Annotated in this window: 27 protein-coding genes; 11 read left to right on the forward strand and 16 right to left on the reverse strand. The window is 68.5% G+C overall.

The annotated features are described in order from the left end of the window. Positions 1 to 2,370, forward strand: a 2,370-nt coding sequence (locus WBB14_RS33690; RefSeq protein ID WP_424243598.1) for a TonB-dependent siderophore receptor, incomplete at its 5' end; no start/stop codon positions are given. Between the two features lie 15 nt (positions 2,371 to 2,385). On the opposite strand, the gene WBB14_RS33695 is transcribed toward WBB14_RS33690, so the two are convergent. From WBB14_RS33695 to WBB14_RS33705, 3 genes are all read right to left on the reverse strand, one after another. After that, positions 2,386 to 3,282, reverse strand: a complete 897-nt coding sequence (locus WBB14_RS33695; protein WP_424243599.1) for an FCD domain-containing protein — start codon at positions 3,280 to 3,282, stop codon at positions 2,386 to 2,388. Beyond that, complete coding sequence (gene acnA / locus WBB14_RS33700) at positions 3,279 to 5,912, reverse strand: aconitate hydratase AcnA (protein ID WP_424243600.1); 2,634 nt, start codon at positions 5,910 to 5,912, stop codon at positions 3,279 to 3,281. The genes WBB14_RS33695 and acnA overlap by 4 nt, the downstream gene beginning before the upstream one ends. 100 nt (positions 5,913 to 6,012) lie before the next feature. Continuing rightward, a complete protein-coding gene (locus tag WBB14_RS33705) occupies positions 6,013 to 6,609 on the reverse strand; it encodes a TetR/AcrR family transcriptional regulator (protein ID WP_424243601.1) in 597 nt (198 codons plus the stop codon). 112 nt (positions 6,610 to 6,721) lie between these two features. On the opposite strand from WBB14_RS33705, the gene WBB14_RS33710 reads away from it, so the two are divergent. The 3 genes from WBB14_RS33710 (at position 6,722) to WBB14_RS33720 (ending at position 9,449) form a co-directional block, all read left to right on the forward strand. Next, positions 6,722 to 7,777, forward strand: coding sequence for a sugar phosphate isomerase/epimerase family protein (locus WBB14_RS33710; RefSeq protein WP_424243602.1), 1,056 nt, complete (start codon positions 6,722 to 6,724; stop codon positions 7,775 to 7,777). 29 nt (positions 7,778 to 7,806) lie between these two features. Further along, positions 7,807 to 8,679, forward strand: coding sequence for an alpha/beta fold hydrolase (locus WBB14_RS33715; protein WP_424243603.1), 873 nt, complete (start codon positions 7,807 to 7,809; stop codon positions 8,677 to 8,679). Between the two features lie 80 nt (positions 8,680 to 8,759). Further along, positions 8,760 to 9,449 (forward strand): HAD family hydrolase, encoded by a 690-nt coding sequence (locus tag WBB14_RS33720; RefSeq protein ID WP_424243604.1) that lies wholly within the window; start codon positions 8,760 to 8,762, stop codon positions 9,447 to 9,449. Positions 9,450 to 9,474: 25 nt separating this feature from the next. On the opposite strand, the gene WBB14_RS33725 is transcribed toward WBB14_RS33720, so the two are convergent. Beyond that, on the reverse strand, positions 9,475 to 10,248 hold the full coding sequence (locus WBB14_RS33725; RefSeq protein ID WP_424243605.1) for an SDR family oxidoreductase: 774 nt from the start codon (positions 10,246 to 10,248) through the stop codon (positions 9,475 to 9,477). Between the two features lie 152 nt (positions 10,249 to 10,400). Here WBB14_RS33725 and WBB14_RS33730 point away from each other — a divergent pair, with 152 nt between their 5' ends. Then, the gene (locus tag WBB14_RS33730; protein WP_424243606.1) at positions 10,401 to 10,919 is read left to right on the forward strand and encodes an MgtC/SapB family protein; all 519 of its coding nucleotides are present in this window, start codon (positions 10,401 to 10,403) and stop codon (positions 10,917 to 10,919) included. Positions 10,920 to 10,929: 10 nt separating this feature from the next. Here WBB14_RS33730 and WBB14_RS33735 read toward each other — a convergent pair whose 3' ends face one another. The 6 genes from WBB14_RS33735 to WBB14_RS33760 all read right to left on the reverse strand — a co-directional run bounded on the left by WBB14_RS33735 (position 10,930) and on the right by WBB14_RS33760 (position 16,344). Beyond that, positions 10,930 to 11,676 carry an SDR family oxidoreductase gene (locus WBB14_RS33735; RefSeq protein ID WP_424243607.1) on the reverse strand — a complete coding sequence of 249 codons (747 nt, stop codon included), beginning with the start codon at positions 11,674 to 11,676 and terminating at the stop codon, positions 10,930 to 10,932. A gap of 44 nt (positions 11,677 to 11,720) precedes the next feature. Continuing rightward, positions 11,721 to 12,089, reverse strand: a complete 369-nt coding sequence (locus tag WBB14_RS33740; RefSeq protein ID WP_332013387.1) for a cupin domain-containing protein — start codon at positions 12,087 to 12,089, stop codon at positions 11,721 to 11,723. A gap of 95 nt (positions 12,090 to 12,184) precedes the next feature. Continuing rightward, positions 12,185 to 12,994, reverse strand: coding sequence for an AraC family transcriptional regulator (locus WBB14_RS33745; protein WP_424243608.1), 810 nt, complete (start codon positions 12,992 to 12,994; stop codon positions 12,185 to 12,187). A 53-nt stretch (positions 12,995 to 13,047) separates the two neighbouring features. Next, positions 13,048 to 14,040, reverse strand: coding sequence for a formylglycine-generating enzyme family protein (locus tag WBB14_RS33750; protein ID WP_424243609.1), 993 nt, complete (start codon positions 14,038 to 14,040; stop codon positions 13,048 to 13,050). 93 nt (positions 14,041 to 14,133) lie between these two features. Beyond that, on the reverse strand, positions 14,134 to 14,793 hold the full coding sequence (gene alkB / locus WBB14_RS33755; protein WP_424243610.1) for a DNA oxidative demethylase AlkB: 660 nt from the start codon (positions 14,791 to 14,793) through the stop codon (positions 14,134 to 14,136). A gap of 6 nt (positions 14,794 to 14,799) precedes the next feature. Next, on the reverse strand, positions 14,800 to 16,344 hold the full coding sequence (locus WBB14_RS33760) for a phospholipase D family protein (protein WP_424243611.1): 1,545 nt from the start codon (positions 16,342 to 16,344) through the stop codon (positions 14,800 to 14,802). Positions 16,345 to 16,441: 97 nt separating this feature from the next. On the opposite strand from WBB14_RS33760, the gene WBB14_RS33765 reads away from it, so the two are divergent. Together WBB14_RS33765 and WBB14_RS33770 are read left to right on the forward strand one after the other, a co-directional pair. Further along, complete coding sequence (locus tag WBB14_RS33765; RefSeq protein WP_424243612.1) at positions 16,442 to 17,014, forward strand: helix-turn-helix domain-containing protein; 573 nt, start codon at positions 16,442 to 16,444, stop codon at positions 17,012 to 17,014. Between the two features lie 7 nt (positions 17,015 to 17,021). Beyond that, complete coding sequence (locus WBB14_RS33770) at positions 17,022 to 17,558, forward strand: GNAT family N-acetyltransferase (protein WP_424243613.1); 537 nt, start codon at positions 17,022 to 17,024, stop codon at positions 17,556 to 17,558. 34 nt (positions 17,559 to 17,592) lie between these two features. Here WBB14_RS33770 and WBB14_RS33775 read toward each other — a convergent pair whose 3' ends face one another. Beyond that, positions 17,593 to 17,925, reverse strand: a complete 333-nt coding sequence (locus WBB14_RS33775) for a hypothetical protein (RefSeq protein ID WP_013395913.1) — start codon at positions 17,923 to 17,925, stop codon at positions 17,593 to 17,595. A gap of 244 nt (positions 17,926 to 18,169) precedes the next feature. On the opposite strand from WBB14_RS33775, the gene WBB14_RS33780 reads away from it, so the two are divergent. Next, a complete protein-coding gene (locus WBB14_RS33780) occupies positions 18,170 to 18,319 on the forward strand; it encodes a hypothetical protein (RefSeq protein WP_424243614.1) in 150 nt (49 codons plus the stop codon). A 220-nt stretch (positions 18,320 to 18,539) separates the two neighbouring features. Then, a complete protein-coding gene (locus tag WBB14_RS33785) occupies positions 18,540 to 19,364 on the forward strand; it encodes an SDR family NAD(P)-dependent oxidoreductase (RefSeq protein ID WP_424243615.1) in 825 nt (274 codons plus the stop codon). 9 nt (positions 19,365 to 19,373) lie between these two features. Here the strand turns inward: WBB14_RS33785 and WBB14_RS33790 are convergent, their stop codons facing one another. Together WBB14_RS33790 and WBB14_RS33795 are read right to left on the reverse strand one after the other, a co-directional pair. Beyond that, entirely contained in the window at positions 19,374 to 20,144 is a 771-nt protein-coding gene (locus WBB14_RS33790) for a sulfite exporter TauE/SafE family protein (protein WP_424243616.1), read from the reverse strand. Further along, complete coding sequence (locus WBB14_RS33795) at positions 20,141 to 20,473, reverse strand: sel1 repeat family protein (RefSeq protein ID WP_332013381.1); 333 nt, start codon at positions 20,471 to 20,473, stop codon at positions 20,141 to 20,143. The genes WBB14_RS33790 and WBB14_RS33795 overlap by 4 nt, the downstream gene beginning before the upstream one ends. Before the next feature lie 205 nt (positions 20,474 to 20,678). Between WBB14_RS33795 and WBB14_RS33800 the strand changes: the two genes are divergently transcribed. Then, the gene (locus WBB14_RS33800) at positions 20,679 to 21,569 is read left to right on the forward strand and encodes a LysR substrate-binding domain-containing protein (protein WP_424243617.1); all 891 of its coding nucleotides are present in this window, start codon (positions 20,679 to 20,681) and stop codon (positions 21,567 to 21,569) included. Between the two features lie 69 nt (positions 21,570 to 21,638). On the opposite strand, the gene WBB14_RS33805 is transcribed toward WBB14_RS33800, so the two are convergent. Continuing rightward, positions 21,639 to 23,042 carry an MATE family efflux transporter gene (locus WBB14_RS33805; protein WP_424243618.1) on the reverse strand — a complete coding sequence of 468 codons (1,404 nt, stop codon included), beginning with the start codon at positions 23,040 to 23,042 and terminating at the stop codon, positions 21,639 to 21,641. Between the two features lie 131 nt (positions 23,043 to 23,173). Here WBB14_RS33805 and WBB14_RS33810 point away from each other — a divergent pair, with 131 nt between their 5' ends. Beyond that, complete coding sequence (locus WBB14_RS33810; RefSeq protein WP_332015650.1) at positions 23,174 to 23,656, forward strand: MarR family winged helix-turn-helix transcriptional regulator; 483 nt, start codon at positions 23,174 to 23,176, stop codon at positions 23,654 to 23,656. On the opposite strand, the gene WBB14_RS33815 is transcribed toward WBB14_RS33810, so the two are convergent. Together WBB14_RS33815 and WBB14_RS33820 are read right to left on the reverse strand one after the other, a co-directional pair. Further along, complete coding sequence (locus tag WBB14_RS33815; RefSeq protein WP_424243619.1) at positions 23,643 to 24,599, reverse strand: DMT family transporter; 957 nt, start codon at positions 24,597 to 24,599, stop codon at positions 23,643 to 23,645. The two genes, WBB14_RS33810 and WBB14_RS33815, sit on opposite strands and share 14 nt — an antisense overlap. Positions 24,600 to 24,681: 82 nt before the next feature. Next, on the reverse strand, positions 24,682 to 25,019 hold a 338-nt coding region (locus WBB14_RS33820), incomplete at its 5' end, for a helix-turn-helix domain-containing protein (protein ID WP_424243620.1).

The raw sequence follows: 25,019 nt of genomic DNA on the forward strand, positions 1-25,019 counted from the left end.
GCTCTGGCGGCCGCGGCGGGGGCGGCGCTGCCGGCGGTGGCGGCCGACGCCGTCAGCGTCACGGCGCGTAAATCCTACGCAATCCCGGCAGGGCCCCTGGGCGACGCGTTGGCCCAGTTCGCCGCCGCCGCAGGGGTGCCGCTGTCGTTCGATCCGGCCCTGGTGTCGGGGCTGCGCAGCAATGGCCTGGACGGCGCCTATAGCGTGAAGGAAGGCTTCTCCCGTTTGCTGTCCGGGTCGGGCTTTGCCTTGTCGGAGCAGGGCGGCGGCGCCTATTCGCTGCGCAAGCTGCCCTCGGGGCAGGATGAATCGGCGACCGTGCTGCCGACGGTCACCGTCGCCGGCGCCAGCGCGGCCCCGTTCGCCTTGCCGGCCGAATACGAGGGCGGCCAGGTGGCCAGGGGCGGCCGCCTGGGCCTGCTGGGCAATCGCGACGTGATGGATACGCCGTTCAATGTCACCAGCTACACCTCGGAGTTGCTGGCGAACCGCCAGGCGGTAACCTTGGCCGATGCGCTGAACGTTGAACCCTCGGTGCGTTTCACCGGGCAGATCGGCGGCGTGACCGACTCGTTCTACATCCGCGGCTTTCCCATCGGCGAAGGCAATCTGGGCGAGATCGCCTTTGACGGGGTTTATGGCGTGGCGCCCAATTATCACGTCTTCACCGACTACATCGAACGGGTCGAAGTGCTGAAAGGGCCGGCGGCGCTGCTGTACGGCATGTCGCCCAACAGCGGCGTGGGCGGCGTGATCAACATGGTGCCCAAGCGGGCGCTGCCGCAGGACCTGAGCCGGGTGTCCGCCGACTATGTGGGCGATTCGCAATTCGGCGCGCGGGCGGATCTGAGCCGCCGCTTCGGCAAGGACGGCGAATGGGGCGTGCGCATCAACGGCATGCACCGCCAGGGCGATACGCCGCTGGACAATCTGTACTCGCGCACCGACATCGGCGCCTTGTCGCTGGATTACCAGGGCGAGCGGCTGCGCGCCTCGCTGGACCTGCTGACGCAGAATGAGAAGGTCGATGCGCCCACGCGGCCTTTCCTGGTGGCCGCCGGCATAGCCGTGCCGCGTGCGGCGGACGGACGGCGCAACGCTACCCAGCCCTGGGGCTGGTGGAAGTCGGATGGGCAATCGGCGCTGCTGCGGGTCGAGTACGACATCAGCGACCGCCTGACGGTTTTTGCCGATGCAGGCGGCTCGGACACCGATGTCTCGCGCTTGTCGGACCAGACGCCCACCATAGTCAACGCGGCCGGCGACACGGTAGTCACGCCGAACAACTTCAGGTTCGAGGTCAACCGCAGCACCTACAACGCGGGCTTGCGCGCCAAGCTGGACACGGGCCCGGTGCGCCACGCCATCAGTTTTATGGGCAGCTTGTACAGCGACCGGAACAAGCAGGCCAGCGTGTTGGGCACGCCGCTCACGTCCAACATCTATCATCCGATCACGCGCCCCGAGCAGTTCATTCCGGCGCCCGGCTATGTGCCAAAGATCTCGTCGTCGGACCTCTCCGGCCTGGCGCTGGCCGATACGCTCAGCATCCTGGACGAGCGCGCGCAGCTGACCCTGGGCGTGCGCCAGCAGCGCATCGAGTCGCGCAACTTCAACGCCGCGACCGGCGCGCGCACCGTCAGCTATGACGAGAGCGCGACCACGCCGCTGGCGGGCATCGTGGTCAAGCCCTGGAGCAATGTCTCGCTGTACGCCAACTACATCGAAGGCCTGAGCAAGGGCGACGTGGCGCCCGCTACCGCGTCCAACGCAGGCCAGGTGTTCAAGCCTTACAAGGCCAGGCAAAAGGAGGTGGGGGTGAAGGTGGATCTGGACGGCGCCATGCTGACCCTGAGCGCCTTCGAGATCACCAAGCCCAGCGGGCAGCTGACCAATGGCGTGTATGGCGCCGACAGCGAGCAGCGCAACCGCGGGCTGGAGCTGAACCTGGCCGGCGAACCATGGCGCGGCCTGCGCCTGTTGGGCGGGGTGACCTTGCTGGACGCGGAACTGACGCGCGCCGGCAATAGCGCCATGGTGGGCAACCGGCCGGTGGGCGTACCCAAAATGTCGGTCAACCTGGGCGCGGAATGGGATACGCCATGGGTCGCGGGCCTGACCCTGACCGGCAGCATGATGCACACCGGCAGCGAGTACATCAATCAGGCCAATACGCAGTCGGTGCCTTCGTGGACCACGTTCGATCTGGGGGCGCGCTATGCGACCAAGTTCTACGGCAGGGACATCACGCTGCGGGCGAATGTGGTCAACGTCTTCAACCGAGCCTACTGGTCGGGCGTGGCGTCGTACGGCACGATTTCCCAGGGCGTGCCGCGCACGTTGATGCTGTCGGCGTCGATGGACTTCTGATCGGAGCTTGTTGGCCTAGGACGCCAGGATGCCGCTGATGCGGGCCAGGTTGTCCAGCGTGCTGCGCAGATGGCTGGCGAGCGCAACGGAAGCTTCTTCGTTGCGCTCGCGTTCCAGCAGATCCAGGATGGCCAGATGTTGGTCGCAATGCTGCTGGTAGCGGCTGCGGTCCTGCATGGAGCGGTAGGACAGCAGCCGGCGCACGCGGTTCACGCGCTTGATGGCGTCGATGAAAAAGGGATTGCCCGAGGCTTCCACCAGCGATTCATGGAAGCGCACGCCGCGTTCATGCAGTTGGTCCGCGGTGTCGGTGGCGATGCCGCCGTCCAGCAGGTGTTTTTCCGCGGCGCGGCAGCGCGCCAGCACCTGCCGGTCGATGCGAAAGCCCGGTTCCAGCAGCGCCGCCGGCTCCAGCGCCAGCCGCAGTCGATAGGATTGCAGCAGGCTGTCGGGCGTGGTCATCATGGATGAAAATTCCCAGCCATAGCCGGGCCTGCGCTCTGCCCAGCCTTCTTGCGCGATGCGGCCCAGCAAGGCCTGCGTCTGCGCCGTCGTCAGGCCATAGCGCGCGCGCAGCAGCGCCTCGCTGCATTGCATGGGCAGCGCGCCGCGCAGCAGTTCGTCGGCCAGTTTGAAGTAGCTGTGCGTGACGATGTCGTCCACGGAGGGCGGCGCCAGATCCTCATGCATCGCCGCCAGCGCATCGTGATCCTGCTCCAGGAAATAGCCGCGGTTGGCTTTGCGTGAAACGACGCCGCGTTGCTCCAGGACGCCGAGCGCGTCGTTGACCGGAGAGCGCGACAGACGCAGCCGGTCGGCTATCTTCTGCGCGGTCAGGTGCGCGCCGGCGGACAGGCGGTCTTCCTGGATCAGCGCGAGGATTTTCGCGGCGGTATTGCTTTGGGCGCTCATGCGTGGCGGACGGCGGAATGGATGGTGTCCGAGAGGATAGCGGGAATGACGCCGCCCATGCGCAGCAGCCTGACTTCCAGCCGGGTCTCGACCGCGGCCATGGCCCGCAGCGTTTCGACGGCGCCGCCGGCACGCAGGATGCGCACCGCCACGGCGATGCGCGGCGCCAGCGCGACGGCCTGGGCGTCGATCTCGATCCGGTCGCCGGACCGGATCCGCAGCGTGGCCGGCGTGACACCCGAAGGCAGGCGCAAGGGCAGGATGCCCATGCCGATCAGGTTGGAGCGGTGGATGCGCTCGAAGCTGACCGCCAGCACGGCGCGGATGCCCAGCAGGCGTTGGCCCTTGGCGGCCCAGTCGCGCGAGGAGCCCGTGCCGTAGCGTTCGCCCGCCACCAGTACCACGGGCTGGCCGGCCCGGGAATAGCGGCCGGCGGCCTCCCAGATCGGCTCCACCCGGCCGCTGGGCGCGTGCAGCGTGTGGCCTACCGGCGCGCCGGGACAAAGCAGATTCACCAGGCTCTTGCTGTAGAAGGCTGCGCGCAGCATCACCTGCCAGTTGCCGCGCCGGGAGGCGAACACGTTCAGGTCGTTGCGGTCGTCGCCGCGCTCGACCAGGAAGTCGGCGATCGGGCTGTCCGGCGGTATGGCGCTGGCGGGCGACAGATGATCGGTGGTCACATCGTCGCCCAGCACCAGCAGCGGATATGCCGTGTAGCGGCCCAGTTGGCCGGCCTCTTCGGTGCTGGCGAAGGGCGGGCGGCGTAGGGCGGTGGAGGCAGGGTCCCAGGGAAAACGCGCCGAGTCCGGCGGTTGCAGGGCCTGCCATGCCGGGTTGGCGCTGGCGATCTGGAAGGCGCGGCGGTAATCGGCCGGCTGCTGGCCGGCGGCCAGTGCGGCGTCGACGTCGGCATCGGCAGGCCAGAGGTCGCGCAGATGGATAGCGCGGCCGTCTGGCGCGGTCTGCACGGGTTCGCGGCTCAGGTCGCGTTCGGCATCGCCTGCCAACGCGAACGCGATGACTAGCGCTGGCGACATCAGGAAGCCCAGGTCCAGGTCGGGGTGGATGCGGCCGGCGAAGTTGCGGTTGCCGGACAGCACCGCCACGGGGTGGACCGAGCCGGCCGCCATGGCCTCGCGCACGGGCTCGGGCAGCGGCCCGGAATTGCCGATGCAGGTGGTGCAGCCGTAGCCCACGATGTCGAAGCCCACGGCAGCCAGGTCGTCCAGCAGCCCGGCGCGCGCCAGGTATGCCGCCGCGGCGGGCGAACCGGGCGCGAGCGAGGTCTTCACCCAGGCCGGCACGCGCAGGCCGGCCTGGCGCGCTTTGCGGGCCAGCAGGCCGGCGGCGGTCAACAGGCGCGGATCCGACGTATTGGTGCAGCTGGTGATGGCGGCTATCGCGACCGCGTGGCGGGGCAGGCAGCCGGCGGCGGCCGCGGGCGTAGCGGCCCGCTCCGCCAGGATCGCCTTGGTGTGGCCGTAGGGATGCAGGTCTTGCGGCCGCCTGGGGCCCGCCACATGCATCTGCACGTGGTCCAGCGCGATGTCGACGACGCGGGTGTAGCGCGGCTCGGCGGCCGGGTCGTAGGCGATACCGGCACGTTCGGCGTAGGCCTCTACCCGCGCGATCAGGGCTTCGGGCCGGCCTGTCTGGCGCAGGTAGGCCAACGTTTCCGCGTCTATCGGGAAGTAGCCCGTGGTGGCGCCGTACTCGGGCGCCATATTGGCCACTACGCAGCGGCTGCCGGCCGGCAGCGTGGCCACGCCCGGCCCGAAAAACTCGACGAATTCCCCGGACACCTCGATCTCGCGCAGGCGCTGGGTCACGGTCAGCGCCAGGTCGGTGGCGCTTACTCCCGGCGCCAGCGCGCCGCTCAGGCGCACGCCGACCACATCGGGAATGCGCAGCAGGGTGGGCATGCCGAACATCACGGTCTGCGCTTCCAGGCCGCCCACGCCCCAGCCCAGCACGCCGATGCCGTTGACCATGGGGGTGTGGCTGTCGGTGCCTATCATCATGTCCGGATGCAGGGCGATGCCGCCGGCGTCTTCCCGCGCGCAGACCACGGTGGCCAGTTGCTCCAGGTTGATGGTGTGCATGATGCCGGTACCCGGCGGATGGATGCGCACGTTGGACAGGGCCTTGGAGGCCCAGCGCAGGAAGCGGTAGCGCTCGGCGTTGCGGCGCAGTTCCAGGTCCAGGTTCAGCGTTGCGGCATCGGCGCGCGCGTAGGATTGCACGGCCAATGAATGGTCCACCGACACGTCCACGGGCAGCACAGGATTCAGCGCGGCAGGATCCACGCCGGCCTCGGCCAGGGCGTCGCGCATGGCGGCGATGTCGACCAGCGCCGGGGTGCTGGTGGTGTCGTGCATCAGCACGCGCCCGGGCTGGAAGGCGATCTCTGCTTCGCTGGTGCCGTGCTCCAGCCATGCGAATAGCGCCGCCGCGGCCGCGTCGCGTTCCGCGTCCCGCATGTTGCGCAGCGCGTTCTCCAGCAGCAGCCGCAGCACCACGGGCAGGCGGAAGTACTCGGCGCCGTACATGCCGGGCAGGTCCAGGCAGGTATGGCGGGCGCCGTTCAGAGTGAAGCAGGCGTGGCGGGGCGTGGCGGTGGAGGTGTCCATGGCCGCCATTTTGCATATTGAATTGTCAAAATGCAATTAACAGGAATTGGGGTCAAATTATCTCGACCTCCCTGGGAGACTCGCACCCCAGGGCCAGCGGCTAGCGCATGACGGCGTCCAGCGCGCTCAGGGCAGGCGGGATCATGGCCAGGAGACGGGCCTTGCCGACGCCGTCCCGGGCCTGCACCGAGAGGCCGTGCAGGACGACGGCGTAGTAGTCGCCCAAGGCTTGTACATCGGTGCCAGGCTTGAGTTCGCCCGCCTGCAACGCGGCCTCGAGCCGGTCGATGATGGACTGCGTGCGCGCCTTGCGATGGCTGGTGAGCCAAGCCATGACAGCTTCGTTCTCGGCGGCGTAATTGGTGGCGGCCGACACCACCATGCAGCCTTGCGGACGGCCGCGCCGGGTGTAGGTGGCTACCGCGTCGGCCAGCAGTTTGGCGATGGCGTCGCGCACGCCCTCCGTGCCTTCCAGAGCCCTCTCGGCGAAGGCGCCGTCGCCCGCCTCGTAGCGTGCCACGGCTTCGCGGAACAAGTCCTGCTTGGAACCGAAGGCCGCATAGAGGCGTGCCGACGCCAGTCCCGTCGCCGCCACCAGGTCTGCCATCGAAGTGCCCTCGTAGCCTTGCTTCCAGAACGCAAGCATTGCTTGCTGAAGCGCCAGGTCGCGGTCGAATTCTCTGGGTCTGCCTGCCATGACGGTCTCGTTGAAATTAACTGAGGCGCAGTGTAACGCCGCGCCTGCGCTTGCAGCCGATCCGCGCATCGTCTATTCTTTGTCGTTCGACAAACAATTAGATTGAGTATTCATGCAAACGATCAAAGGCCCCAGCCTGCACCTGGCCCAGTTCAGCGACGTCGTCGCTCCCTTCAACAACCTGCCCGCCATCGCCGAATGGGCGGCGGGCGTGGGTTTCAAGGCCCTGCAGATTCCGGCCTGGGACCAGCGCTTCTTCGACGCCGCGACGGCAGCCGCGAGCCAGGACTATTGCGACGAGATCAAGGGCACGCTGGCCCAGCATGGCCTGGTGGTCAGCGAGCTGACCAGCCACATCTACGGCCAGTCGCTGGCGGTGCATCCCGCCTACGACGCCATGGTCGACAACTTCGCGCCGCCCGAGGCGCGAGGCAATCCGCAAGCCCGCACGGCTTGGGCGCGGCAAGGCCTGCTGGACACGGCGCGCGCATCGCGCAGGTTGGGCCTGACCGATATGGGCACGTTCTCGGGTTCGCTGGCCTGGCCCTATCTGTTCCCGTTTCCGCAGCGCCCCGAAGGCTTGATCGAAGCGGCGTTCGATGAACTCGCCAAGCGCTGGCTGCCGGTCCTGGACGAGTGCGAAGAGCAGGGCGTGAACCTGTGCTTCGAGATCCATCCCAGCGAAGACCTGCACGACGGCATTTCCTTCGAGATGTTCCATGAGCGCGTGGGCGGCCATGCGCGCTGCGCCATTCTGTTCGATCCGAGCCACTTCGTATTGCAGCAGCTGAACTACCTGGAGTACCTGGACATCTACAAGGACTACATCCGCATGTTCCATGTGAAGGATGCGGAGTTCAATCCGAGCGGCCGGCAGGGCATCTATGGCGGATACCAGTCCTGGATCAACCGGGCCGGGCGCTTCCGTTCGCTGGGCGACGGGCAGGTGGATTTCAAGGCGATCTTCTCGAAGCTGGCGCAGTACGACTACCAGGGTTGGGCCACGCTGGAATGGGAGTGCTGCTTGAAGGACCAGGAGACCGGCGCCCGCGAAGGCGTGGAATTCATCAACCGCCACATCATCCCGGTCACGTCCAAGGTGTTCGACGACTTCGCCGGCGCCGCCATCGACAAGCAACAGATCAACGCCCTGCTGGGCATCGCATGAACGGCCCTGCGCCCCATCGGACAGCATCAATGACACACCAGAATCCTTCCTTCGAGGCCTTCGCGCACCAGTACGTCCTGGTCGACGGGCACCGCATCCACTGCGCCACGGCGGGGACGGGCACGCCCGTGCTGCTGATCCCGGGCTGGCCCCAGACCTGGTACACGTGGCGCCACGTCATGGCGGCGTTGGCGCAGGCCGGCTATATGGCGATCGCGGTGGATCCGCCCGGCACCGGCGATTCCGACCGCCCGGCATCCGGCTATGACACCGGCGCGATCGCCGCCACGCTGCACCAGCTGATGACGCAATTGGGGCACGCGCGCTACCAGGTGGTGGGCCACGACATCGGCATGTGGGTCGCTTATGCGCTGGCCAGCGATTTTCCGGCGGCGGTGAGCCGGCTGGCGCTGACCGAGGCCGTCATTCCCGGACTGGCGCCGGCGCCCACCATCTTCGCCCCGCCGCAGGAGAACATCTTTCTTTGGCATTTCATGTTCAATCAGTTGCACGATCTGCCCGAGACGCTGATCGCGGGCAGGGAAAAAGCCTACCTGACCTTCATGTTCGACAAGTGGTCGCATCGCCGCGACCGGGTCGCGGCCGAGGTCTACATCGACGCCTATGCGGCGCCCGGCGGACTGCGCGGCGGATTCGCCTACTACCGCGCCATTCCGGAGACCATCCGGCAGAACACGCTGCGCGCCAAGCGCATGCTGGAAATGCCCACGCTGGCCATCGGCGCCGAGCACGCGACCCGCGACGCGCCGCTGATCACCATGCGCGAGAATGCCAGGGACCTGCGCGGGGCGATCATTGCCGATTGCGGACACTTCGTCACCGAGGAATGCCATGAAGCTTTCCTGGAGCACCTGCTGCCGTTCCTGTCGCGGCAAGGCTGAGTCCAACGGCGCTTCGGCCAGGGGGCGGGGAGGCTTGCAGTATGCTTACCCGCTTCATGGACCTTCCCGATGTTGCTGCAATGACTGATTTCCCCTTCGATGCCGTGCTGTTCGACTGCGATGGCGTCCTGGTCGATTCCGAACCCATCACCAGCCGCGTGTTGACCGAGATGCTCAATGAATTGGGCTGGGGCATCACGCATGCGGAAACCAAGCAGATCTTCACGGGCAAAGCCGTCAGGGACGAGCTGCCGTTGATCGAGTCCCGCACGGGCGCGACGATTACCCCCGATTGGTTCGACCAGTTCCGCCAGCGCCGCAATGCTGCGCTGGATCGGGACCTGCTTGAGATTCCGGGCGCGCCGGACGCGGTGCGGGCGCTGCACGCGGCCTTGGACGGTCGCATCGCCGTGGCCTCGGGCGCGGACCGCCGCAAGGTGGAGCTGCAGCTGGCCAAGGTCGGCATTGCCGATTGCTTTCGCGAACGCGTCTTCAGCGGCCACGAAATGCCGCGCAGCAAGCCCTATCCGGACGTGTACCTGGCGGCTGCGCAGGCGCTGGGCGTGGACCCCAGGCGCTGCGCCATCGTGGAAGATACGGTGACCGGCGCCACGGCTGGAGTGGCCGCCGGCGCCACCGTGTTCGGCTACAGCCCGGACGCCAACGGCCATAGCGGCGCCGAGGCCTTGCGCGACGTGGGCGTGGCCCACGTGTTCACTGACATGGCCGCATTGCCGGGGCTGCTGGCGGGTTGGCGCCAGTCCGCCTAATCCGGCCTGGCGCGCCGGACGGGCTTCAGCCCGCGTACTGTTCGCCGCCGTCCAGATCTATCACCGTGCCGCTCAGGTAGGCCGCGCGCGGCGAGGCGCCGAACACGATCATGTCGGCGACTTCGCCGGGTTCCATCAGACGTCCGAAGGGCAGATCCGACAAGGTTTCCTCCCAGCGACTTTCATCGCCCCAGCGCGCCTGGGCGCGCTGCTTGGCCAGCGTCATCACCCGGTCGGTGCGGGTGCGCGAGGGGTTTACGCCGAACACGCGCACGCCGTGGCGCGGCGCGTCCCCGCCCAGGGCGCGGGTGAAGGCGATGAGGGAGGCATTGCCCGCGGCGCCGCAGATGTAGTCGGCGCGCGGCGCTGCCCCGCCCATGCCGATGATGTTGGCGATGACGCCCGCGCCGGCTTCGCGCATGCGCGGATAGTAGTGGCGGGCCAGATCGATATAGCCGTGGACTTTCAGTTCCCAGCCGGCGCGCCAGCGCTCGTCCTGTACCTGGTCGAGGGCGCCGCCCGGTATCGCGCCGGCATTGTTCACCAGGATGTCGATATCGCCTGCTTCCTGGCTCAGGCGCTGCGCCGCGGCGGGCTGCCCCAGATCCAGCGTGACGGCCCGCGCCTGTTTGCCGGTCTGCTCGCGTATGGCCTCGACCGCCGCGCGCAGGGCCGCGTCGTCGCGCGCCACCAATATCGGTTCGGCGCCTTCGCGGGCGAAGGCGAGCGCGCAGGCCAGGCCTATGCCCTTGGATGCGCCCGTGATGAGCACGCGTTTACCGTCTAGCTGCAAATCCATGTAACCCTCCGGTCGGTTCCGTCCGCGACCCTGCGCGGCGTCTGCTCGGTTGTAAACCAGTTGTGCCCACATGTGCCAGTGCGTGCGGCGCATGGCGGCGGCCGCGCGGCGCCTGCTATGCTGGTCCGACCATTTCCCACGAGGGGGCGGCGATGACGGAAATCTGGCTGGAAATCTGGTCCACCGTGCGCAGCGAGTTCGCTGACATCCCCGATGTGGGCGAGGCGACCCGCATCGTGCTGCGCCTGAGCGTGGCGATGCTGCTGGGCGGCTTGCTGGGCTATGAGCGCGAGCGCAGCGGCAAGGACGCGGGCCTGCGCACCCATATGCTGGTGGCGCTGGGGGCGGCGATCTTCGTGCTGGTGCCGTTGCAGGGCGGCATGCAGGTCGGCGACCTGAGCCGGGTGCTGCAAGGCGTGATCGCCGGCATCGGCTTCCTGGGCGCTGGCGCCATCATCAAGCTGAGCAGCGAGCGCGAGATCCGCGGGCTGACTTCCGCGGCAGGTATCTGGATGACGGCGGCGATCGGCGCGGCAGCGGGCATGGGGCGCGAGGCCACCGCCGTGGTCAGCACGCTGATGGCCCTGTTCGTGCTGGCGGTGCTGCGGCGGGTCGAGGCGCGCATCGCCGCCCGGCACGAGCAGAAGGTCATTTCTTCCGACGCCAGGTAGGATCGGCGCCTCAGTTGCCGCCGGACACCTCGATGAAGGAGCCGCTGGTGTAGCCGGCTTCGTCCGAGAACAACCACATGACGGCGCCCGCCACTTCCTCCACGGTGCCGCCGCGGCGCAGCGGAATCGCACCCTTCAAACGGTCCACGCGGCCGGGTTCGCCGCCGCTGGCGTGCATGTCGGTGTAGATGGCGCCGGGACGCACGCCATTGACGCGGATGCCCTCCGGCGCGACCTCCTTGGACAGGCCTATGGTCATCGTGTCCATGGCGCCCTTGGACGCGGCATAGTCCACGTACTCATTGGGCGAACCCAGGCGGGCGGCCGCGGACGAGACATTGACGATGGCGCCGCCCGGGCCGCCGTGGCGCGTCGACATGCGGCGCACCGCCTCGCGGGCGCACAGGAAGGCGCCGATCACGTTGGTGGACAGCACGCGCAGCAGGCGCTCGGCGCTCATCTGGTCGACGCGCATCTGCTGCTCCAGGATGCCGGCGTTGTTGACCAGCGCGTCGATGCGGCCCAGCTTTTTATCCAGTTCGCCGTACATGCGCAGCACCTGGTCCTCTTGCGAGACGTCGGCCTGCAGGGCGACGGCGCGGCCGCCGCCTTGCACGATTTCCTCGACCACCGCGCGGGCGGCGTCCGCGTTGGCGTGGTAGTTCACGCCTACCGCGTATCCGCGGCGGGCGGCCAGCTTCGCGACGGCGGCGCCGATGCCGCGGCCGCCGCCGGTGACGAGCATGATTCTGGACATGGCTTACTCCTCGTGGGCTTTCACCTTAGCAGATGGCGGCCGGCTCAGATCCAGACGTCGTTGGGGGCACTGCGCTGGCCGCCCTGGTCGCCGGTATTGCGCACGCCGCGCGGCTCGATCAGCAGCATCCTGACCTCTTCGGGGGCACAGGGCTTGTGCTCCACGCCCTTGGGGACCACGGCCATTTCGCCGGGGCCCAGGTCGATATGGCCGTCGCGCAGTTCGATGCGCAGGCGGCCTTCGATGACGATGAAGGTCTCGTCGGTGTCGGCATGGCTGTGCCAGACGAATTCGCCCTGGATCTTCACCAGCTTGAATTGGTAGTCGTTCATCTCGGCGACGACCTTGGGCATCCAGTGTTCGGAGAACAGCGCCAGTTTGTCGGCGAAGTTGATGGGGCGGATATCAGGCATGGCGCGACCTTCATACAGGGTTGAACAAACCCCAGGATAGAAGGCCGCGCGGGCGGCGTCTTGTACGATCGAGCAGCTTTGCGGAGCCCGCCGGCTCAGCGGCTCAGCATGCGGCGCCAGCGGTCGGGAGCCATGCCGTAGGTCTGGACGTGGCGGCGCGTCAGATGGCTCTGGTCGGTGAAGCCTGACGCGGCGGCCGCCTGCGCCAGCGGCATGCCCGCGGCGATCAGGCGCCGGGCCTGAGCTAGGCGGCGCAGCATCACGTAGCGGTACGGGCTGGTGCCGAACAGCGCGCGGAAGTCGCGTGACAGGCTCCAGCGGTCCGTGGCCGCGGCGCTGGCCAACTGCTCCAGGGTGATGGACTGCTCGAGCGAGGCATGGATGTACTGGCGTGCGCGTTCGGCGGCGACGTAGTCGGCGCTGCGGCGTCCCGGCTTGCCGCCGGCCGCGGCGCACAAGGCATGGCTCAGCTCGTACAGCGCATCGTCCTCCTGCAGCGGGTCGATGGGGTCATGCGTGTCCTGCAGCAGGCCGGCGCTGGCGGCATACAGCCGCGGATCCGCCGAGATGCCGCCCGGAATGAACGGCAGCGGCCGTCCGCCCAGGATCTGCTGGATGAGCGCCGGCTCCACGTAGATCATGCGGTAATGGAAACCGGCCTCGGTGCCCGCCTGGCCATCGTGGACTTCGTCGGGATGCAGCACGATGGTGCCGCCGGGCAGGCTATGCCGCAGCCCGCGGCGGTAATGGAAGCTCTGCACGCCGGACAGGGTGCGGCCGATGGCATAGGTGTCGTGGCGGTGCATGCCGTAGCCATGGCCGCCGAAGTAGGCCTCGATGCGCTCCAGCTGGCCCGAGGGCGCGGCGCGCAGTATCCAGTCCTGCTTGGGCGTGGCGGGCGGCATGGGGAACTCTTCTTGAATACGTGCTGCGGCCTATTCTAGACCCAGGCCAAGCTTCAATCCGCCTCGCGCAGCAGCCGCAGGCCGACCAGCGGATAGCGCGTTTCCTGCGTGTTCCAGTTGCGGTAGGAGGCGCGCGTGTACAGCGCCCAGGTATGCCAGGAGCCGCCGCGGCGCACGCGCACGTTGCCGCTGGCGGGACCTTGCGGGTCGTCCACCGGCGAGTGCGCGTAATAGTCCTCGCCATACCAGTCCGAGACCCACTCCCAGGCGTTGCCGTGCATGTCGTACAGGCCGAAGGCATTGGGCGCATAGCTGGCGACCGGGGCGGTGAAGGCATGGCCGTCGGCGCGGGCCGAGGCGTGCGCCTGCCATTTGGGCCACAGCGGCGCGGCGTCCGCGTCGAAGCCGTTGCCGATATCGGGCATGGCGGCGGGATCGTCGCCGTTCTGGTAGCGGGTGCGGGTGCCGGCGCGACAGGCGTACTCCCATTCGGCCTCCGTGGGCAGGCGGTAGACCTTGCCTTCGGCCTGGGTCAGCCAGCGCGCCAGCGCCGTGGCGTCGTTCCAGCTGATGTTGACCACGGGGTGGTCGTCGCCTTGCGCGAAGCCGGGATTGCGCCAGGAATAGCGGCGGTCGCGCCCTTCGAAGGCGTCGCCGCGTTCGGACTTGTCGGCGTCGTACTGCGGGTTGTAGCCATAGCCGCCGGTGCCGTCGGCTTCCGATTCGGGCACGTAGCCGGACGCTTCGATGAAGCGGCGGAACTGGCCCACGGTGACTTCGGTGCGCTCCATGTAGAACGCGCGGGTGATGCGCACGGCATGCACGGGCGCTTCGTCGGACAGTTGGGCGTAGCGGTCCTGCGGATACAGCGGATAGGCGCGCGCCAGCGCCTCGGGCGCTTCGTCGCTGCCCATCTGGAAGGTGCCGGCAGGCACGCGGACAAAGGTCATGCCGAGCGAATTCTCGATCAGGGCGGGCGGTTCGCCGGACCAGGCAGGCGCCGATATCAGGGTGCAGAACAAAGCCAGGGCGGTGCGTGTACGCATGGGATTCCGGGTGGCGGAGCATGAGGGTGCGCAATAGTAGAGCCGCCGCGTCGGGCCGGCCAGACGCGGGGAACCCTCATGCCGGGGGGCTGCTCAGCCGGCGCGGCGGATGGTGAAGTTGATGCGCTGGCTGCCCAGCCGCGGGTGCGGCAGATCCTTGATGGGCATGATGCCGTGGTAGCGCAGCCGGTCGACGCCGCCCCATACGACCACGTCGCCGTGGAACAGCGGCGTGCGGCTGGCCTTGTCGGCGCGCTGGTCGCCGCCGAAGAGGAACATGGCGGGCATGCCCAGGGACACGGAGACGATGGGCGCGCCGTAGTCCCGCTCGTTCTTGTCCTGATGCAGCGACAGCCGCGAGCCGGGCTCGTAGCGGTTGACCAGGCAGGCGTCCGGCTCGAAGCCGGGAAAGCCGGCCTCGGCCGCGGCCGCCTGCGCCAAACGCAAAAAGGCCTCGGGCATGGCGGGCCAGGGCTGGCCGGAGAGCGGGTCGATGCGGGCATAGCGATAGCCGTGCGTATCGGTGGTCCAGCCCAGTTGCCCGCAATTGGTGAGCGCCACCGACATGGTGTAGCCGCCGGGCGTGTCCATGTGGCGGAAGGGCGCTTGCGCGGCCACGGCGTCGACTCCGGCGAGCAGGGCTTCCACCACGGGCAGCGCATAGCCGCGCAGCACCACGGCTTGCGGGCCGAGCACGACGCGTCCGGCTTGCGCGGCGCCATCGTCGCCGAATAGGTCCAGGTTGGTCGCCATGTCAGCCTACAACAACGGTTCCAGCGGCAGCAGCGACACGAACCATACCGACAGGCGCTGCCACACCGTGGTGCCGGGCTCGGTGTCATGCCGTATGGTTTCGCCGTTGCGCTGTTCCAGCCAGTAGAGCTGGCCCTTGTCATCCAGGCAGACGCGGTAGGCGGTATTGGGGATATCGCGGTCGAAGGCCTCGGCGATGCGGCTGGCCAGCGTGGGGCTGTCGATGACGAAGCCCAGTTCGGTGTTCAGCTTGGCCGAGCGCGGGTCGAAGTTGAAGGAGCCGACGAAGATGCGCTTGCCGTCGACGGCGAAGGTCTTGGCGTGCAGGCTGGAGCCTGAGCTGCCGAAGGGACCCATGCTCTTGTTGCGCTCGACCTCGCCGCCCTGGCGCTTCATCTCGAAGAGTTCGACGCCGGCGGCCAGCAGGTCCTTGCGGCGCTTGGCATAGCCGGAATGCACCACCGCCACATCGGTGGCTTCGAGCGCGTTGGTCAGCACCTTGACCTTGACGCCGCTTTTCGCCATCTGCGCAAAGGACTGGGTGCCGACCGCGGTCGGCACGAAATAGGGCGATACCAGTTCCAGGTCGGTGGCGGGCGTGCCCAGGATTTCATGCAGCTGATGCGGCAGCATCGCCTCCGGCGGCGCGGTGCCCAGCGTCTTGCGCGGATCGTCGCTGACCATGCGGGTGTCGGCCCACTCCAGCGTCAGTTCGCCGCGCAGCAGCTGCTGGATGAAAGGCAGCTTGCGCATGGCCTCGGCGTAGGCGGCGGCTTCGGGCGAGTGCTCGACCCGCGTGGCGGCCTGCTCCAGTTCGTCCAGTTCGCCGGGACTGGTTTGCTTCAGCAGCCGGTCCACCGGATAGGCGGAGTCGCTGGCCCAGTAGCGGTCGAAATCCACCGACACGTCGTTGACCGCGGCGCCAATGGACAGCACGTCCAGGTCGGTGAACAGCACGCCGCTGGCCGCGCCGAAGTACTCGTCGCCGATGTTGCGGCCGCCGATGATGGTGGCCTGGTTGTCGGCGGTGAAGGACTTGTTGTGCATGCGGCGGTTGAGCCGGCTGAAGTCCGTCAGGTAGCCCAGGGGCTTGGGCCAGCGCAGCACGAAGGGGTTGTAGAGCCGTACCTCGATATTCGGGTGCGCGTCCAGCGCCGACAGTTCCTGGTCCAGCCCGGAGGTGCCGTTGTCGTCCAGCAGCAGCCGCACGCGCACGCCGCGGTCCGCCGCTTCGTGCAGGGCTTCCAGCAGCATGGTGCCGGTCATGTCCTTGTGCCAGATGTAGTACTGCACGTCCAGGCTGCGCTCGGCGGCGCGCGCCAGCAGCATGCGGGCGGCGAAGGCCTCGTAGGCGTCAGGCAGGGGGTGGATGCCGGATTTGCCGGGATGTGCGGCGGCCAGCGGCGCGATCGCCCGGCCCAGGGCGGTATCTTGCGAGGCCTCGGGCGTCAGGGCGCGGGATTCGCTGCGGTTGTCCAGCGGCGGCAAGCCGCAGCCGCTCAAGAAGCTCAGGCAGAGTGCGGTCATCATCAGGGGTTTGGCCAGGTGCATGACCCGTATTGTGCCGAAATCGCGGGACGCCCTGGATCCGGCCGCTGTTTCGCCTGGGGGCTTGACGATTTTCCGTATATGAGAGAAATTCTCTTATATGGAAAACAACCCTATCCCCGACGCCGATCTGGACCGGCGCATTGCCGGCCGGCTCAAGGCGCTGCGCCAGGAGCGCGGCTGGTCCCTGGACGAGCTGGCCGGCCGCGCCGGCCTCAGCCGCGCCACCTTGTCCCGCCTGGAAAACGCCGAGGTCAGCCCCACCGCCAGCGCGCTGGGCAAGCTGTGCGGGGCCTATGGCCTGACCATGTCGCGCCTGATGCTCATGGTTGAGGACGATTTCGTGCCCTTGGTGCCGCAGCAGGCGCAAGCCGTGTGGGTGGACGGCAGCGCCGGATTTCGTCGCCGCTCGGTGTCGCCGCCGGCGCAGCGGCTGGCGGGCGAGGTGCTGGCGTGCGAGCTGGCCGCCGGCGCGCGCATCGCCTATGACAGTTCGCCCCGGCCGGGGCTGGAACATCACCTGCTGATGCTGGAAGGCGAGCTGGCCATCACCGTCGACGGGCAGGCGCATGGCCTGTCCCAGGGCGACTGCCTGCGCTACCAGCTGTTCGGCGCCAGTGAATTCTCAACCCCGCCGCATTGCGGCGCCCGCTACCTGCTCTTCATCGTCTGAGCCCGCCATGTCTCATCCCAATCCCGAATTGATCCTTTTGTCGGCGGATGCCGCCGAGGCCCTTGTGCCCGAGCTGGCCGAACTGCTGCGCGCCTGCGTGCAGGGCGGCGCCAGCGTCAGCTTCGTCCTGCCGTATTCGTCCGAGGAGGCGCAAGCCTATTGGCGCGCCAAGGTGCTGCCGGCGGTCGCCGGCGGCATGTCGGCGCTGTGGGTGGCGCGGCAGGAAGGACGCATCGCGGGATCGGTGCAGCTGGATTGGGACACGCCGCCCAACCAGCCGCACCGCGCCGAGGTGCGCAAGCTGCTGGTGCATCCGGATTTCCGCCGCCGCGGCATCGCCCGGGCCTTGCTGGCCGAGACGGAAGCCATGGCGCGGCGCCAGGGCCGCAGCCTGATCACGCTGGACACGCGCACGGGCGACAGCGCCGAGCCGCTGTACGCGTCGCAGGGCTATCAGACCGTGGGAGTGATACCGGGTTTCAGCCGCGATCCGCATGATGCCGCCAAGCTGGACGGCACCACCATCATGTACAAGCAGCTGTAGCCGACGCTGCCGCCGCGGGCGGCGGCAACCGGCCTCAGGCGAGGGGCTTGATGCCCACGCTGTACGGAGGGGCGTTGCCGCGCGCCGGGGCCTTGATCTTCAGCATCGAGCCGCCGGGAGTGAATTCGAATTCCTGGTACGGCACTTCGAACCACTGATGAAAACTGGTGCGGGAGAATTCCGGCACCCAGACCTTGGCGCGTTTGGGATCGCAGTGGAACTCGACCAGCGTGCGGTCTATGCCCAGCGGACGGGTGTTGCCGATGCGGTAGCTGACTTTCAGCTCGGCGCGCTCGGTCGAGCCGGGGCGCCAGGCCAGGCCGATGGATTCCATGAATTTTTCGATCGCCTCGATACCGCGATGCATGACTGACTCCGAATGCGGGTGGGCGCAAGGCCCGAAAAAAGTACTGTTTCCCGCGGCGCCGCGGAAAACACCCGAATTATCCGTCATTCCGGCCCCGGGCGTCTCCAGGCTTGCATCCCGTCAATCGGCGCCATTGAACAAAGCAAATGGACGGCGCGCGGCCCGGCACGCACCATGGCAGCCATGTCCTCTATAAGACCTGCGCGGCCTGCGCCGGTCCGGACCCGATATCCAAGGAGTCATCATGGCAAATTTCATACTGGCACTGGTCAACGCGGAACTGTCTCTTTTCGGCGTCGAAACGCCTGGCGCGGCGGAGCAGGCGCCGGCCGCGCCGCAGGCGGCAGGCGCGCCGGCCTTCGACAGCGAGCACTATCGCAGCGCGCTGGGTTAAGGCCTGCGCAAGGTTCTGCGTAGTGTGACCGGGGCCTGGCAGGCGCGGAACACACCGTTGCAGGAATAGGCAGGTTTCACGCAAGAACGAGCCTGTACGCGCAGGCTCGCGATTCTTACCATCTCTTCCAGGGTCGGGGCGGCGCGTTCATTGCGGATGCGCCGGCTCCGCCAGGCTGCCGGGCGTGTTGCCGGCGGTACACGCAAGGGAAGGGAATCGCATGAATACCGAAAAAATCTGGTTGGTGACGGACGCTTCCGCGGGGCTGGGTCTGGTCCTGGTGAAGATGTTGCTGGACCTGGGCCACAAGGTGGCGGCGACGTCGCCGGATGGCGATGCGCTGCTGGACTCGGTGGGCGCCAAGCTGGAGGGGCAGTTCCTGCCCTTGACCGTGGATCTGGCTGACGAGCGCAGCGTGCAGCGCGCCGTGGATGCCACGGCAGCCGCCTTCGGCGGCCTGGACGTGGTGGTGAACAACGCCGGCCATGGCCTGCGGGGCGCGCTCGACAGCTTGCCGGACGAGGACCTGCGCGGCACGTTCGACATCAATGTGTTCGCCACGCTGAACGTGATCCGCGCGGCTCTGCCGCGCATGCGCGCGCAGCGCAGCGGGCATGTGTTCAATATCTCGTCGATCCTGGGCTTCGATGGCGGCCGCGCCGATTGGGGCGCCTACAGCGCCGCCAAGTTTGCCGTCAGCGGCCTGACCGAAGCGCTGGCGGCGGAGGCCGCGCCTTTCGGCATTCGGGTGTCGTTGGTGTACCCGGGGGCGTTGCGCGCGCCCGGGAGCGCGGACGGCGAGCAGGCGCCCGAACTGGCGTCGCGCAATGCGCAGGCGCGCGACGCGGACGGCGATCCGGCCAAGATGGCGCGGGCCTTGATCAACGCCGCGCAGGCGCAGTACGCGCCGCTGCATCTGTTCCTGGGGCGGGACGCCTTCGACCAGGCGCGCGCCAAGATCCAGTCGGTGCAGCAGGAACTGGCGCGCTGGCGCGAGATGTCGGTGTCCATCGGCTTCGTGGACGAAAGGCGCCTGGCGGCCTGATTGCCGGGCTCAGGCCGTCCAACCCTGGGCTGCCTGATAGGCCCCCAGCAGCGCCAGGCTCACCATGAAGCAGCGCTTGAAGGCTAGCTGCGACATCCTGCCGCGCAGCCATGTGCCCAGCGCCATGCCGATCAGCGCGGGCAGCAGCATCAACACGGATGCGCCGGCGCTGGCGGACGAGTAGCCGCCGTTGAGGCCGAGGCCGGCCGCCAGCGCCACGGTGGACACCGTGAACGAGATGCCCATGGCCTGTATCAGCCCATCCTTGCCCAGATTCAGGGCCTGCAGATAAGGCACGGCGGGGATGACGAATACGCCGGTGGCGGCGGTAATCACGCCGGTAACGGCGCCGATCGCGGCGCCCACCAGCCCTTGATGCCGCTGCGGCGCCCTGGGCGGCGAGCCGAACAGGCCCCAAGCGGCGTAGGCCACCAGCGCCAGTCCCAGGCACACGCTGGCCCAGTGTCCCGAAGGCGGACCCAGCCACAACGCGCCGCCTATCGTGCCTGCGCAGATGCCCGCCTGCATGGCGCCGATGCGGCGCAGCATCCTGGGCAGGGTGGGCCATGGCTGCGCTTGCCAGAGATTGGTGATCAGGGACGGCACGATCAGCAGCGCCGCGGCCTGCGCCGGCGCCATGATCAGCGCCAGCATGGCCATGGAGATGGTGGGCAGACCCAGGCCCACCACGCCCTTGACCACGCCGGCCAGGATGAACACGGACACGGCCACCGCAAGCAGCGCGGGCGTGTTGCCGGGGAACAGGTCTGGAAGATTCATGCCGGCTCGCAGTGCGCGGTGAGGCCGGCGCGGGGGCGGCCGAACAAGGCGTAGGCGACGTCGTCCGTGCCGGCGCCGTCCTGGCGCGCCGCGCGCAGCAGCCATTGCCGCCCTTCGCACAGGTCGGCGCGCAGGGACTCGCCGTACAGCGCCGGGCCGCCGAGCAGCGCGATGCCCAGCATGCGCTGCGCGGGCGCATGGCCGTCGCCTGCCGCGGCGCGCAGCCACTGTGCCATGGCGGCATAGTCGCCCACCGTCTGGGCTTCCAACGCCAGCGCGTATTTCTGTGCGGGCGTGGTGTGCGGGTCCAGGCTTCCGGCTTCGGCCATGCCTGAGCCATGCAGGGTCAAGGCCAGCAGCGCGAGGGCGGGCCAGTGAACTGGAGTACGCCGTGGGTTGAGGGTTTTCATGGATTTTTCCCGGATTGAAAGGGCTGGGACTTCATTGTGGTCCCGCGCGTCCCTGAACCCGTATCGGGATCTCGCGTAGCGATCCTATGGCTCAGCCTGAGGGTCGCCGTGCTACGCTTTTCGCATGCGATTCGACCTTACCGATCTGCGGCTATTCCTCAACGTGCAGGAAACCGGCTCCATCACGGCGGGCGCGCGGCGTTCCCACATGACGCTGGCGTCGGCCAGCGAACGCATCCGCGGCATGGAGGACGCGCTGGGCGTGCCGCTGCTGCTGCGCGAGGCGCGCGGGGTCGAGCCTACGCCAGCGGGCCGCACGCTGGCGCACCACGCGCGCGTGGTGCTGGCGCAGATGGACCGCATGCGCGGCGAACTGGACCACTACGGACTGGGCCTGAAGGGGCATGTGCGCGTGCTGTGCAACACCACCGCGTTGAGCGAGTACCTGCCGCCGGTGTTGGGGGCTTTTCTCAAGGACCATCCGCGCGTCTCCGTGGACCTGGAAGAGCGATTGAGCCACGAGATTGCCGACGCGCTGCGCGCGGGGGCTTGCGATATCGGCGTGCTGGCCGACTCGGCCGACCTGCATGGCCTGCGCACGCAGATCTTCCGGCATGACCCTTTGACGCTGATCGTGCCGCCGGACCATGTGCTTGCCGGCCGTCCGCCGGTGCTGCTGGCCGATGTGGCCGACCAGGAATTCGTGGGGCTGGTCGAAGGCAGCGCCTTGCAGGAGCACATCGCGCATCATGCGCGCCGCGGCGGCAAGGCCTTGTCGTACCGGGTGCGGCTGCGCAGCTTCGACGCAGTGTGCCGGATGGTGGGGCAAGGCGTGGGCATAGCCATCGTGCCGCGCGTGGCGGTGCTGCGCTATGGTCGGGCCGCAGGCGTGCGGCGCGTGGCCCTGGCCGATGACTGGGCCGCGCGCGATTTGGTGCTGTGCGTGCGGGATACGTTGCCTGCCTATGCGGCCGAACTGGTCGAGTACGCGCTGCGCGACGCGCCCGCGCCCTGAGTACAGGTTGCGCGACACTTCCGCTTTCCAAGAAGGTGTTGCATGCGCGCGCATCCGCGGCGCAGGCAACTATGAACGCGCGAACAGCCGGCGCTTGCGCAACGGCGCGCGTTCGAACCACGAGCCCGACGCGACGGCGCTCAGGATGACCAGGCCGTAGACGCACATCGCCAGCGCCGCGATCACGAAGAACAGGCTCAGCGATCCCGTCAGGCGCAAGGCGATGCCGCCGGCGCCAATGGCGAGCAGCAGGCGCAGGAATCCCGCGATCAGCGGCCATTTCAGGCGGCCAGCGCCCTGCGAGGCGAAGTACATCGAGAAGCCCAGGGCAAAGAAGCCGTAGACCGGGCCGACGGTGCGCAGGTAGCTGGCGCCGGCTTCCAGCATATGGTCCTGCGCGCCGAACAGGCGCAGCCAGGCCTCTGGAAAGAACGCCGCCGCCAGGCCGATGGCCTCGGCCAGCACAAAGGCCATCGCGCCGCCAGTCAGGGCGATGCGCAGCGCGCGTTCGGGCTGGCCCGCACCGATGTTGGAGCCCACCATCGCCACCATGGGCGCGCCCAGTCCGAAGGCGATGGGCATCAGCAGGTATTCCAGGCGCACGGCGATGCCGTAGCCGGCGACCGCCGCAGTGCCGGCATAGGCGCCGACCAGGGCCGCCGTCAGCGCCACCAGGGCATTGGTCAGGAGCGGGTTGATCGTGGCCAGCGCGCCCACGCTGAGGATGTTGCGCATCAGGCCCGGATACAGGCGGCTGGGGACCAGCCGCGCCGCATTGCGTCCGCTGGCGCAGTACAGGCCCAGGACCAGCGCGCCCACGGCGTAATAGATCACCAGCGCCCAGCCGCCGCCGGCCACGCCCAGCGCAGGAAAAGGTCCCCAGCCGAAGATCAGGCAGGGCGACAGCGGGATCAGCAGCAGGGCGCCGCCGCAGATCACGGCGCCTGGCACCAGCATGTTGCCGGTGCCGCGGATGGCGCTGGCGAACGCGTTCATCAGCCACATCAGGACGATGCCGCCGAAGATGACGTCGGAGTAGGCCAGCGCCGCTTCCAGCGCCTCGCCTTCGGCGCCCAGCGCGCGGTACAGGCTCGGACCGCCCAGCAGCAGCAGCGCGCAAAAGGCCAGGCCCAGCAGGCCGTTGAGCACCACGGCATGCAGCACCAGCTGGTCCGCTTCGCGCTGGCGGCCGCCGCCCAGCGCCCTGGCCACCGCGGCCGAGATGCCGCCGCCCATCGCGCCCTGCGACATGTTCTGCATCAGCATCAGCACCGGCACGACCAGCGCCACCCCCGCCAGTACCGGCGTGCCCAGGCGCGCCAGGAACCAGGTCTCGATCAATCCGGTGGACGATTGCGCCAGCATCATCAGGATGTTCGGCCACGCCAGGCGCGCCAGCGTGGGCGCGATGGGCGCATGCAGCATGGCCTGCAGGCGCGCGTTGGCGGGGGGAGGAGGTGGGGGCGCGGACATAGGGGAGGAACCCGTGGATGGCGTGGGAATATTTACGTGCATATGCCAATAAAAGTCAAGATTGGGCTAGACTCGAACCCAAGCCGGCGGTAGCGTTGAGTCCTCGCCGTCCTCCCCTTCTTGCGCCTGCCATGTCCGACGAACAGCCTGCCGCTCCCGCCGCCTCGATTGCGCCCGATCCGCTCGTCTGCAATGGCGCTGCGCTGCGCAAGGCGACCCGGCGCGTATCGCAGCTGTACGACACGGTGCTGGCGCCTTGCGGCCTGAAGGTGTCGCAGCATTCCATCCTGGTGCACATCGCGCGCGCCGGCACGCCGTCCATGACGGACCTGGCGCGCATCATGGTGCTGGACCGCTCGGCGCTGGCGCACAATCTCAAGCCGTTGGAGCGCGACGGCTATGTGCAGATGTCGCGCGATCCCCTGGATGGCCGCAGCCGCCGGGTGGCGTTGACCGAGGCGGGCCGTGCCAAGCTGGCCGAGTCCAAGCGCCTGTGGAAGGACGCGCAACGCCGCTTCGAGGCCGCCTACGGCGCCGAGCGGGCGGCCGCCTTGCGGCGTTCGCTGGCCGATATCTTTTCCGACGAGTTCGCGCTGGCGTTCAGCCGCGGCTAGGGCCTGCGCGAGTCTCCGCGCCGTGGCTGGCGGCTTCGGGTCCGGCGCGAAGCTGCTTGCCGCGCGGGCGAACTCCGGACCAGCCCAGCGCCACCACCGCGCCCAGCACGCAAGCCATGCCCGCCAGTTGCGCGGGAGCCAAGGATTCTCCCAGCAGCCCGGCGGCCAGCGCCACTGCCGACACCGGCGCAAGCGCGGTGAACAAGGCGGCTTCGGCGCCGTTGACGCGGGCCGCGCCGGCATACCAGAGCAGGAAGCCGCCTACCGTGGGCACCAGCGCGTAATAGGCCACCGCGGCCACAGCCGGCGCCGGCAGGCCAAGGTTCCAGGGCGCTTCCGCCAGGCTGGCCACGGCCGAAAACGCCAGCCCGAAACCGGTCATGAGCGTGGATAGGGCCAGCGGCGCCACCGGCTGGCGCAGCCGCTTGTTCAACAGGATGAACAGTCCCTCGCACAGCACCGCGCCCAGGATCAGCGCGTTGCCGACCAGAGAGCTCGCGCCGCCCGCGCCGGCTGAATGGTGCATCATCAGCCAGACGCCAAGCGCCGCCGCGACGATGGCGGCCAGCGTGGCCTTGCCCGGGCGCTCGCCCAGCAGCAGGATGGCGATGGCGGCGGACACCAGCGGCAAGGTGCCCAGGATGATGCCGCCGTCCACGGCCGATGCGCGCTGCAGGCCGGCGATCAGCAAGGTGGTGTAGCCGACGCTGCCGGCGGTGGCCTGGGCCACCAGCAGCAGCCAGTCGCGCCGGTCCAGCCGCGGCAGGCGCGCGCCGGTCAAGACCATCAGCAGCGCGAAGCAGGGCAGGGCGATGGCGAAGCGCAAGGCGGTCGCGGTGAAGGGGGGCAGACCCGTTCCGATGATTTTGCTGGCGGCCACCGTGCTGCCTACCAGCACCATGGCGGCCGCCAGATAGCAATAGCCCCGCATCCGATTGTTCATGACCCGATCCACGCCTTTGTGAGAGCAAGGCGCACAGGCTAGGCGGACGGGCGGGGCCGGGTCTTGAACGAAATTGCAGCGCTTAGCCGGCGGCCAGCGCGTAGCGCCGCGGCGACACGCCGTAGGCGCGCACGAATAACCGGGTCATGTGGCTCTGGTCGGCGAAGCCGACCGCGGCTGCGGCATCGGCCAGGGCCGAGCCCTGCCGGATCAGGCTGCGCGCCAGCAGCAGCCGGCGTTGCACCTGGTAGGCGTGAGGCGTGAGGCCGGTGTGGCGGGCGAAGGCCCGCAGTACCTGGTAGCGGCTCAGGCCGCTGGCCGCGGCCAGATCGGCCAGGGACAGCGCAGCCGCCGGATCGTCGTCGATCAGGGCGCGGGCATGGCGGATGGCGTCGGGAGCAGCGCGCGAGGGCCGGACCC

It is taken from the genome of Achromobacter sp., from assembly GCF_049647645.1.
Lineage (GTDB): Bacteria > Pseudomonadota > Gammaproteobacteria > Burkholderiales > Burkholderiaceae_B > Achromobacter.

What these genes read in the sequence shown, in the direction of transcription:
- WBB14_RS33695 (WP_424243599.1), bottom strand. Translation starts at nt 3,282, where the DNA reads ATGAGCGCCCAAAGCAATACCGCCGCGAAAATCCTCGCGCTGATCCAG.
- acnA (WP_424243600.1), bottom strand. Translation starts at nt 5,912, where the DNA reads ATGGACACCTCCACCGCCACGCCCCGCCACGCCTGCTTCACTCTGAAC.
- WBB14_RS33705 (WP_424243601.1), bottom strand. Translation starts at nt 6,609, where the DNA reads ATGGCAGGCAGACCCAGAGAATTCGACCGCGACCTGGCGCTTCAGCAA.
- WBB14_RS33710 (WP_424243602.1), top strand. Translation starts at nt 6,722, where the DNA reads ATGCAAACGATCAAAGGCCCCAGCCTGCACCTGGCCCAGTTCAGCGAC.
- WBB14_RS33715 (WP_424243603.1), top strand. Translation starts at nt 7,807, where the DNA reads ATGACACACCAGAATCCTTCCTTCGAGGCCTTCGCGCACCAGTACGTC.
- WBB14_RS33720 (WP_424243604.1), top strand. Translation starts at nt 8,760, where the DNA reads ATGACTGATTTCCCCTTCGATGCCGTGCTGTTCGACTGCGATGGCGTC.
- WBB14_RS33725 (WP_424243605.1), bottom strand. Translation starts at nt 10,248, where the DNA reads ATGGATTTGCAGCTAGACGGTAAACGCGTGCTCATCACGGGCGCATCC.
- WBB14_RS33730 (WP_424243606.1), top strand. Translation starts at nt 10,401, where the DNA reads ATGACGGAAATCTGGCTGGAAATCTGGTCCACCGTGCGCAGCGAGTTC.
- WBB14_RS33735 (WP_424243607.1), bottom strand. Translation starts at nt 11,676, where the DNA reads ATGTCCAGAATCATGCTCGTCACCGGCGGCGGCCGCGGCATCGGCGCC.
- WBB14_RS33740 (WP_332013387.1), bottom strand. Translation starts at nt 12,089, where the DNA reads ATGCCTGATATCCGCCCCATCAACTTCGCCGACAAACTGGCGCTGTTC.
- WBB14_RS33745 (WP_424243608.1), bottom strand. Translation starts at nt 12,994, where the DNA reads ATGCCGCCCGCCACGCCCAAGCAGGACTGGATACTGCGCGCCGCGCCC.
- WBB14_RS33750 (WP_424243609.1), bottom strand. Translation starts at nt 14,040, where the DNA reads ATGCGTACACGCACCGCCCTGGCTTTGTTCTGCACCCTGATATCGGCG.
- alkB (WP_424243610.1), bottom strand. Translation starts at nt 14,793, where the DNA reads ATGGCGACCAACCTGGACCTATTCGGCGACGATGGCGCCGCGCAAGCC.
- WBB14_RS33760 (WP_424243611.1), bottom strand. Translation starts at nt 16,344, where the DNA reads ATGCACCTGGCCAAACCCCTGATGATGACCGCACTCTGCCTGAGCTTC.
- WBB14_RS33765 (WP_424243612.1), top strand. Translation starts at nt 16,442, where the DNA reads ATGGAAAACAACCCTATCCCCGACGCCGATCTGGACCGGCGCATTGCC.
- WBB14_RS33770 (WP_424243613.1), top strand. Translation starts at nt 17,022, where the DNA reads ATGTCTCATCCCAATCCCGAATTGATCCTTTTGTCGGCGGATGCCGCC.
- WBB14_RS33775 (WP_013395913.1), bottom strand. Translation starts at nt 17,925, where the DNA reads ATGCATCGCGGTATCGAGGCGATCGAAAAATTCATGGAATCCATCGGC.
- WBB14_RS33780 (WP_424243614.1), top strand. Translation starts at nt 18,170, where the DNA reads ATGGCAAATTTCATACTGGCACTGGTCAACGCGGAACTGTCTCTTTTC.
- WBB14_RS33785 (WP_424243615.1), top strand. Translation starts at nt 18,540, where the DNA reads ATGAATACCGAAAAAATCTGGTTGGTGACGGACGCTTCCGCGGGGCTG.
- WBB14_RS33790 (WP_424243616.1), bottom strand. Translation starts at nt 20,144, where the DNA reads ATGAATCTTCCAGACCTGTTCCCCGGCAACACGCCCGCGCTGCTTGCG.
- WBB14_RS33795 (WP_332013381.1), bottom strand. Translation starts at nt 20,473, where the DNA reads ATGGCCGAAGCCGGAAGCCTGGACCCGCACACCACGCCCGCACAGAAA.
- WBB14_RS33800 (WP_424243617.1), top strand. Translation starts at nt 20,679, where the DNA reads ATGCGATTCGACCTTACCGATCTGCGGCTATTCCTCAACGTGCAGGAA.
- WBB14_RS33805 (WP_424243618.1), bottom strand. Translation starts at nt 23,042, where the DNA reads ATGTCCGCGCCCCCACCTCCTCCCCCCGCCAACGCGCGCCTGCAGGCC.
- WBB14_RS33810 (WP_332015650.1), top strand. Translation starts at nt 23,174, where the DNA reads ATGTCCGACGAACAGCCTGCCGCTCCCGCCGCCTCGATTGCGCCCGAT.
- WBB14_RS33815 (WP_424243619.1), bottom strand. Translation starts at nt 24,599, where the DNA reads ATGAACAATCGGATGCGGGGCTATTGCTATCTGGCGGCCGCCATGGTG.